Annotated in this window: 6 protein-coding genes and 1 pseudogene; 2 read left to right on the top strand and 5 right to left on the bottom strand. The window is 68.9% G+C overall.

All coding sequences use genetic code 11. The annotated features are described in order from the left end of the window. The coding region (locus AC1D01_RS14760; protein WP_477867438.1) for a hypothetical protein at positions 1-685 on the bottom strand (685 nt) is incomplete at its 3' end. Between the two features lie 195 nt (positions 686-880). After that, a complete protein-coding gene (locus tag AC1D01_RS14765; RefSeq protein ID WP_477867440.1) occupies positions 881-1,021 on the bottom strand; it encodes a hypothetical protein in 141 nt (46 codons plus the stop codon). A gap of 31 nt (positions 1,022-1,052) precedes the next feature. Between AC1D01_RS14765 and AC1D01_RS14770 the strand changes: the two genes are divergently transcribed. Next, positions 1,053-3,020, top strand: a complete 1,968-nt coding sequence (locus tag AC1D01_RS14770) for a DUF3320 domain-containing protein (protein ID WP_477867442.1) — start codon at positions 1,053-1,055, stop codon at positions 3,018-3,020. A gap of 10 nt (positions 3,021-3,030) precedes the next feature. Here the strand turns inward: AC1D01_RS14770 and paoC are convergent, their stop codons facing one another. The 3 genes from paoC to paoA are packed head-to-tail and all read right to left on the bottom strand — an operon-like array spanning position 3,031 to position 6,873. Next, complete coding sequence (gene paoC, locus AC1D01_RS14775) at positions 3,031-5,241, bottom strand: aldehyde oxidoreductase molybdenum-binding subunit PaoC (RefSeq protein WP_477867444.1); 2,211 nt, start codon at positions 5,239-5,241, stop codon at positions 3,031-3,033. 25 nt (positions 5,242-5,266) lie between these two features. Next, positions 5,267-6,220 (bottom strand): FAD binding domain-containing protein, encoded by a 954-nt coding sequence (locus tag AC1D01_RS14780; protein ID WP_477867446.1) that lies wholly within the window; start codon positions 6,218-6,220, stop codon positions 5,267-5,269. Beyond that, positions 6,217-6,873 carry an aldehyde dehydrogenase iron-sulfur subunit PaoA gene (paoA, locus tag AC1D01_RS14785; protein ID WP_477867448.1) on the bottom strand — a complete coding sequence of 219 codons (657 nt, stop codon included), beginning with the start codon at positions 6,871-6,873 and terminating at the stop codon, positions 6,217-6,219. Before paoA ends, AC1D01_RS14780 begins: the two co-directional genes overlap by 4 nt. A 60-nt stretch (positions 6,874-6,933) precedes the next feature. On the opposite strand from paoA, the pseudogene AC1D01_RS14790 reads away from it, so the two are divergent. Continuing rightward, positions 6,934-7,268, top strand: a pseudogene (locus tag AC1D01_RS14790) (hypothetical protein); the annotation flags it as partial.

Genomic DNA, 7,268 nt, shown 5'->3' on the forward strand with positions numbered 1-7,268 from the left:
GGCGCACACCATGCTCACTTCGCCGGATCTGTCCCGGTTGCGGGAGGCGCTCCAGACTGGAGCGGCCTGGCGGACTTTGCGCGATGAATTGGAGCCCGTCTTCGTCGAGACGGCGTTCGTGCATGCGCACGGCGGCCTGCGGAGCCCGCTCGTTGCGGGAACCCGTTCCTTCTTCGCCCGTTGGGGTGGCGCGTATCGGAGGGCATCGCGGGAACTCGCTGGCCTGCTGCGTGGACCGCTGCCGAAAACGGCGGCTGAGAGGGTCGCGCTTGTCGACAGGTTGAGTTCGGTGGCTGCTGCAAAGTCGACGTGGGAGGCGGATCGCGACCATGGCAGTCGCATCCTCGGCGACGCTTGGCGCGGCGAGAAAACGGACTTCGCGGGGCTGTTTGCGGTCGCACAGTGGTGCGAGAGACTTCGTGAGACCCGGATTGCCTCGGCACCCGACGCGATGCTGGCGTTGGCGGGACGCGCTGACGCCATGACCGCCATGCGCCAGGCGATGCTCCAGGCGGAGCCGGGTTGCAGGTCGGCGCTCCAGGCGGTGGTCGAGTTGCTTGACCTGGATCCGACCGTGCTGGGCGGCCGCGACGTGGAGAGTGCCGATCTTGGTGTCGTCGCGCGGCGCTTCAGCCAGATGGCCGAAGCAGCAAGCCGATACGGGTCGTGGGTGCAGATAGCGCACCTTCGAAAGTCATTCGAGACAGCCGGGATGGCAGCGCTCGCCGACAGGATGAACTCAGGCGATCTGGACGGTGCCTCCGCCGCCGTGGAACTGCAGTTTGCGCGGGCGGAGCGTCTCTGGAAGCTCGCGCTCGCAGACTCGCCAGCCCTCCGAGACATCGCCAGGGCAAGACGCCACGATCTTGTGGAGACCTTTTCAACGCTCGAACGCGAGCGCCTCGGCGAGAACGTGACGAGCATCCTCGCCGGGCATCTTGCCCAGGTGCCGCAAGGTGCACAGGGCGAGATGAAAGTCATCCGCGGAGAAATCGGCAAGAAGCGCGGCCACATGGGCCATCCGTCGCCTGTTCGAGCGAGCGGGCACTGCCGTGCAGCGGATCAAGCCGGTGCTCTTGATGAGTCCCATCTCGGTAGCGCAGTTCCTCCCGCCCGGCGCGCTCTCGTTCGACCTGCTCGTCATCGACGAGGCCTCGCAGGTTCGCCCGGAGGATGCCCTCGGCGCCATCGCTCGCGCGAGCCAGATCGTTGTCGTCGGCGACAAGAAGCAGCTGCCTCCGTCTTCCTTCTTCGACCGCGTGCTCGCGGACCAGGAAGACGAGCACGAGGGCGACGACGAGGATCTCGGGCCTGACCTGCTCGAGGGCGCGGCCAAGCTCGCGACGATGGAAAGCATCCTGACCTTGTGCGAAGCGCGTGGCCTCGGCTCGCGCATGCTGCGCTGGCACTACCGCTCACGCGATCCCTCGCTGATCGAGGTCTCGAATCGCGAGTTCTACGACAACGGGCTCGTCCTGCCTCCGTCGCCATTGCAGGAGGACGACGCTTACGGCCTTTGCTTCACGCGCGTGGCGGGTGTGTACGACAAGGGCGGAAAGCGCGACAACCGCAAGGAGGGCGAAGCGATCGTGGCCCGGGTGGCCGAGCACGCCCGCGCGCACCCGACGCTGTCCCTGGGCATCGTCACCTTTTCATTCACCCAACGGAACCTGATCACTGAACTGCTCGAACTGGCGCGGCGCGGTGATTCGACGCTCGACGCGTTCCTGCGGGAAGGTCAGTACGAAGACGTGTTCGTCAAGAACATCGAGAACGTGCAAGGTGATGAGCGCGACGTGATTCTGGTCAGCGTGGGATACGGTCCGACAACGGCAGGCGGCCGGCTTTCGAGCATGTCGTTCGGTCCGGTGAACGGAGAGGGCGGTGAGCGCCGCCTGAACGTGCTCTTCACCCGGGCGCGTATCCGATGCGAGATCTTCGCGTCGTTCGATCCGGGCGATATCGATGTAGGCCGGACGGCCCGAGAAGGCCCTCGCATCCTCAAACGCTTTCTGGAGTTTGCGAAGAATGGCCGCGTCGATGTCAGCGCCCCGACCGGCCTGTACACGGACACGCCGTTCGAGGAGGACGTGGCGGAGGTGATCCGGAGCTGCGGTTTCCTGGCCGACCCGCAGGTGGGCTCGGTGGGTTTTCGGATCGACATCGGCGTGCGACACGCCGACAAGCCATCGACCTACCTGCTCGCCGTGGAGTGTGACGGGGCGACGTATCACGGCGCCTTGTGGGCACGCGAGCGAGACAGGCTGCGCCAGGATGTGCTCGAGCATCTTGGCTGGCGCTTCCATCGGATCTGGAGCACGGACTGGTTCTATCACCGGCAAGCGGAGATCAAGCGGCTGCGCGCCGCTCTCGCGGCGGCGCGAGATGCGGCCGCGGGAGAGACCCGCATTGAGGGCGTCAACAGGAGCCGGCCGAAGCCAGTGGAGGATCTGGAGAGGGGGTCGGAGCCTATCGAGATTCCCGAAGTCGTCGAGCGCCAGATGCCGCCTTACCAACGCGCCGTGTTCCCCGTGGATGGCCGCCAGGAGCCCCATGAGGTCCGGCCATCGACGCTCGCCGACCTGGCGCAGCGGATCGTGACGGCCGAAGGTCCGCTCCATATCGAGGAAGTCGCACGGCGCATTGCGAGCAGCTATGGCAAGGAGCGGGCGGGTGCACGCATCCTTGAGGCGACACGTGCGGCGTTGGAGAGCGCACGGGCGAGACATGCCGAACTGCGCTCCGACGGCGTCTTCTGGTTCACGAGTGCCCAGGCGGAAGCGCCACCTGTTCGTGATCGGGCCGCAGAAAGCGGCGCAACCGTGAAGGCCGACTGCATCTCGCCCCTCGAGATCGATGCGGCCTTRCAGATGGCGCGTGATGACAACGGCGGAGGTGACGCCGCCGACCTGGTTCGAACGGCCGCGAGACTCATGGGATTCCGCCGTGTGGGTTCGGATCTGCAGGCCAGGATCATCAGTCGACTCGAGCGATCTTCGGGAATCACGGACCCACCGTGACGTTCCGCGCTCACGCGAACGGCGGCATCCGGTCGAGCAGCTTGTCGAGCGTGATCGGGTAGTCGCGCACGCGCACGCCGGTGGCGTTGCAGATCGCATTCGCGACCGCCGCGCCGACACCGCACAGCCCCAGTTCCCCGACGCCCTTGGCCTTCATCGGCGACGAGATCGGATCGGTTTCATCGAGGAAGATCACGTCCTGGTGGGGAATGTCGGCATGCACCGGCACCTCGTAGCCGGCCAGGTCGTGGTTGACGAAGAAGCCGCGGCGCTTGTCCACCGCGAGTTCCTCCATCAGCGCCGCACCCACGCCCATCGTCATCGCGCCGATGACCTGGCTGCGCGCCGAGACCGGGTTCAGGATGCGCCCGGCGGCGCACACCGCCAGCATCCGCCGCACCCGCGTCTCGGCCGTCGCCGCGTCGACGGCCACCTCGATGAAGTGCGCCGCAAACGTCGATTGCTGGTACTTCTTGTCCAGGTCGCCGTACTCGATGGCATCTTCAGCCGCGAGACCCTGCGGCCCCGCCGCCTCGCCCAGCGGTACGCTGCGGCCCGCCGTGCGCACGGTCCCGTCGACGAACACCGCATCGGCGGCCGGCACGCCGAGTTTCTTCGCCACCGCTTCGCGCAGCTTCACGCAGGCCGCATACACGCCGGCGGTCGAGTTGTTGCCACCCCACTGGCCACCGGAGCCGGCCGACACCGGGTGCAGCGAATCTCCGAGCCGCACCTGCACGCTGCCCAGTGGCACGCCCATCATCTCTGCCGCCGTCTGCGCAATGATGGTGTACGAGCCGGTGCCGATGTCGGTCATGTCGGTCTCCACGGTCACGATGCCGCGGTTGTCGATCCGCACCCGGGCGCCGGATTTCGTCAGCAGGTTGTTGCGGAAGCCGGCCGCCACGCCCAGGCCCATCAGCCAGCGGCCCTCGCGCCGCTGTGCGGGCTGTGCGCTGCGACGTTCCCAGCCGAAGCGCTCGGCCCCCAGGCGCAGGCATTGCACCAGTTGCCGCTGCGAATACGGGCGGCCGGGCTTCTCCGGGTCCACCTGCGTGTCGTTGGCGATGCGGAACGCCACCGGGTCCATGCCGAGCTTCTCGGCCATCTCGTCGATGGCGATCTCCAGGGCCATCAGCCCGGGCGCCTCGCCCGGGGCACGCATCGCATTGCCCTCCGGCAGGTCGAGCACCGCCAGGCGCGTGGTGGTGAGCCGGTTGGCTCCGGCATACAGCAAGCGCGTCTGGTTGACGGCCGTCTCCGCCTGGCCGCCGGGGAGGTCGCCCGACCAGCCCTCGTGCGCGATCGCGGTGATCCTGCCGTCGGGCAGCGCGCCGATGCGGATGCGCTGGATGGTGGCGGGACGGTGCGTGGTGTTGTTCATCATCAGCGGCCGCTGCAGCGCGACCTTCACCGGCCGGCGCACCGCACGCGCGCCGAGTGCGGCCAGCACCGCGTCGGCGCGCACGAAGAGCTTGCCGCCGAAGCCGCCGCCGATGAACGGCGACACCAGGCGCACGTTGTCCTTCGGGATCCCGAGCGTCTTCGCGAGATCACCGACGCTCCAGGCAATCATCTGGTTCGAGGTCCAGACGGTGAGCTTGTCGCCGCGCCACAGCGCGGTGGACGCATGCGGTTCCATCATCGCGTGCGACTGGTCCGGCGTGGTGTACGTGGCGTCGAGCTGCGCCGGCGCGGCGGCATAGGCGCCATCGAAGTCGCCGACCTTCGATTGCGCAGGCCCACCGAACGGCGTCGGCTTCGGCATGGGCGCCCCGGCCTTCTCTGCCGCCAGGTCGTACTTGCCTGCCGCCTGCGTGTAGCGGATGCGCACCAGCTGCGCGGCGGCACGCGCCTGCTCGAAGGTGCTCGCCACCACCAGCGCGACCGCCTGGTGGTAGTGGTCGATGTCCGGCCCGCCGAGCAGCCTGGCGGTGTTGAACGAGCCCTTGCCGAGCTTGCCGGCGTTGCGCGCCGTGACGATCGCCAGCACACCGGGCGCCGCGCGCGCGGCGCGCAGGTCCATCGACGCGATCCGCCCCTTGGCGATGCCGGCACCGACGACGTAGCCGTACACCGCATCGGGTGCCGCGTCGTGGCGCTCGTAGGCATAGGGGGCGGTGCCGGTCGTCTTCAACGGGCCGTCGATGCGTGGCGTCGGCTGTCCGACGACCTTGAGCTGGTCGATCGGGTTGGTGGTGGCGGGGGTGTCGAATTTCATGAGCCTTCCCTTGCCTTCCCTTGAATCAGGAGGTCTTGGCCTGCGCCAGCACCGCGGCGAGCGTGCGCTCTGCCAGCGGAACCTTGAACGCGTTGTCGTGCGTCGGCCTGGCGTCGGCCAGCAGCCGTGCGGCGGTGGCCTTGGCGCCCTGCGGCAGGGCGGCGTCGGCCGCGGCATCGCGCCAGGGCTTGTGGGCGACGCCGCCGAGCGCGATGCGGCCGGAGCCGTCGCGCTGGATCACCGCGGCCACCGAGACCAGCGCGAAGGCGTAGGACGCCCGGTCGCGCACCTTGCGGTACAGGTGCGTGCCGCCGAGGGGCGGCGGCAGCGTCACCGCGGTGATCAGCTCGTTGCGCTCCAGCGTGGTCTCGATGTGCGGCGTGTTGCCCGGCAGCCGGTGGAAGTCGGCGATCGGAATCACGCGCGTGCGCCCGTCGGGCCGCACGGTCTCGATGCCGGCGTCCAGCACCCGCATCGCCACCGCCATGTCGCTCGGGTGGGTGGCGATGCAGGCTTCGCTGCCGCCCACCACCGCAAGCGATCTGTTGAAGCCGCCGATCGCGCTGCAACCGCTGCCCGGCTGGCGCTTGTTGCAGGGCTGGTCGGTGTCGTAGAAGTACGGGCAGCGCGTGCGCTGCAGCAGGTTGCCGGCGGTGGTGGCGCGGTTGCGCAGCTGGCCCGATGCACCTGACAGCAAGGCGCGCGACAGCACGCCGTAGTCACGGCGCACGCGTTCGTCGGCGGCCAGTGCCGTGTTGCGCACCAGCGCGCCGATGCGCAGGCCGCCGTCGGTCGTTGGCTCGATCTTGTTCAGGCCGAGGCCGTTCACGTCGACCAGGTGCACCGGCGCCTCGATCTGCAGCTTCATCAGGTCGAGCAGGTTGGTGCCGCCGGCGATGAACTTCGCGCCGKGGTGGCGTTCGACGGCCGCTGCCGCCTCGGCCGGCGCGGTGGCGCGCTCATAGGTGAAGGGGTTCATGTGCGCACCCCCGCGACCTCGGAGATCGCCTCGACGATGTTGGAGTACGCGCCGCACCGGCAAATATTGCCGCTCATCCGTTCGCGCAGTTCCTCGGCCGACAACAGCGGCCGCTCGGACAGGCTGGCGCTCACGTGGCTCGGCACGCCGCGGCGCAGTTCGTCGAGCGCGCCGACCGCCGAGCAGATCTGCCCGGGCGTGCAGTAGCCGCATTGGTAGCCGTCGTGCTGGATGAAGGCGGCCTGCAGCGGGTGCAGCTGCGCGGGCGTGCCCAGCCCCTCGATCGTGGTGACCTTGGCGCCCTGGTGCATCACCGCCAGCGTCAGACACGAGTTGATGCGCTCGCCGTCGACCAGCACGGTGCAGGCGCCGCACTGGCCGTGGTCGCAGCCCTTCTTGGTGCCGGTCAGGTGCAGGTGCTCGCGCAGCGTGTCGAGCAGGCTGGTGCGGTTGTCCAGCGCCAGCGTGTGCGGCGTGCCGTTGACCTCGAGCGAGACGCTCGAGCTGGGCAGCGAGGCGGCCGGGTTCGCCTGGGGCGCGGATGCATCGGCGGCTGGCGTCCCGTGGACCGGTGCGCTCACCGCGGCCGCCGACGCGGCGCCCACGATCAGCACGTCGCGGCGTGAAATTGCGATCTCGTCAGAACTGCCCATCTCGTGGYCTCCTGCTGCGGTGGGTGGGTCGTTCGGAGATGCGGGCAAGCGGGATGCCCGGTGCACTCGTATGCCACCGGCATCAGCGACAACGGCTGGGTGGTGGGCACCTCGGCCACCGCACCCGGCAATGAAGACGAGAACCCTGCCGTGGGCAGCCCCCGCGCCTTCGTCTACCGGGCCGATGGCAGCATCGCGCCGCAGGCGCTCGCCACGCCCGGAACGCACAGATTCGGCAATGGCATCAACAACAGCGGGCAAGTGACTGGCTCGTATGTCACGGCGGCGGGCACGCAACGGGCCTTCGTGACGCAGGCGGGCGGCGCCGCGGTCGTGGAGCTCGGCACGCTGGGCGGCGCCAACGCCATCGGCCATGGCATCAACCAGTCCGGCAA

The organism is Rhizobacter sp. P3_B12 (genome assembly GCF_056402895.1).

Bases quoted from the DNA above. Each gene is read 5' to 3' on its own strand.
- AC1D01_RS14765 (WP_477867440.1), bottom strand. From the start codon at position 1,021: ATGGCCCATGTGGCCGCGCTTCTTGCCGATTTCTCCGCGGATGACTTT.
- paoA (WP_477867448.1), bottom strand. From the start codon at position 6,873: ATGGGCAGTTCTGACGAGATCGCAATTTCACGCCGCGACGTGCTGATC.
- paoC (WP_477867444.1), bottom strand. From the start codon at position 5,241: ATGAAATTCGACACCCCCGCCACCACCAACCCGATCGACCAGCTCAAG.